Genomic DNA, 1,097 nt, shown 5'->3' on the forward strand with positions numbered 1-1,097 from the left:
CTTCTGCAGCAGCTCAAGGTGGCTTCGTTCCTCGGCGTCATCGCAACCGGCATGATGCTGGTCATCCTGCTCGGTCAGATCGACCTGTCGGTGCCATGGGCGGTGGCGGCGGGCGCCATGATGGCCTGCGCTGCGGCGGCGTACGGCCCGGTCGGCGTGGCGCTGGCCATTCCGTTTGGTATTTTCTGCGGCATGCTGATCGGCGTCGTCAACGGCATCGGCGTCGCCTATCTGCGCATCCCCTCGATGATCATCACATTGGCCACCAACGCTGTCGCGCAAGGGCTGATGGTGGTCTACACCGGCGGCTTCTCGCCGCAGGATTCGGCAACGGGCGCGATGCGCTACCTGGCGACCGGCTTCGCCATTCCGGGCGTGCCCAACGCGGTCATCATCTGGGCGCTGATCGGAGCCGCGATGGTGTTCGTGCTGACCCGTACCAGCTTCGGCCGCACCGTCTACGGCATCGGCAACCGCGAACGCGCGGCGTATCTCTCCGGCATCGATACGCGGCGCGTGGTGATGGTCGCCTTCGCCGTCTCCGGCGGGCTCTCGGCTTTCGGCGGCGTGCTTCTGGCTGGCTATGCCTCCAAGGCGGCGCAGTCGATGGGCGACGCTTATCTGCTGCCGTCGATCGCCGCGGTGGTGCTTGGCGGCACCTCGATCCTGGGCGGGCGCGGCTCTTATCTCGGCACTGTCGCCGGTGTCATCCTCATCACGCTGCTGCAGTCCATCCTCTCCGTCATGCAGATGCCGGAGGCGGGGCGGCAGATCATCTATGGCGTCGTCATTGTCGCCATGCTGCTGCTCTACGGCCGCGCGCCGGCAAGCCGCTGACCGTGGACGGAGCGGCAGCACAGGCGCCGACGAGCGCCCCCGGCTCGGTGCCGGCCATCGTGGTGATGGGCGTCGCCGGCTGCGGTAAGTCGGCCGTCGGTATTGCGCTGGCGGCCGCGCTGGGCGTTACCTTCATCGAGGGCGACAGGCTGCACCCGCCGGAAAACGTCGCACGCATGGCAAGCGGCGAACCGCTTACCGATCAACTGCGCGAAGGCTGGCTCGACGCGATCGGCGAGCGCATCGCGGAGTCTGTGGGC

The 1,097-nt window shown here is 67.7% G+C and carries 1 protein-coding gene and 1 pseudogene; both read left to right on the forward strand.

Annotated features, from left to right (window positions below; translation table 11 throughout):
- A partial coding sequence (locus EN750_RS35680; protein WP_245482909.1) for an ABC transporter permease occupies positions 1 to 837 on the forward strand: 837 nt, incomplete at its 5' end.
- 2 nt (positions 838 to 839) lie between these two features.
- Positions 840 to 1,097: pseudogene (locus EN750_RS35685) on the forward strand (shikimate kinase); the annotation flags it as partial.

The sequence above is a fragment of the Mesorhizobium sp. M7A.F.Ca.ET.027.03.2.1 genome, from assembly GCF_003999175.1.
In the GTDB taxonomy this organism is placed as follows: domain Bacteria; phylum Pseudomonadota; class Alphaproteobacteria; order Rhizobiales; family Rhizobiaceae; genus Mesorhizobium.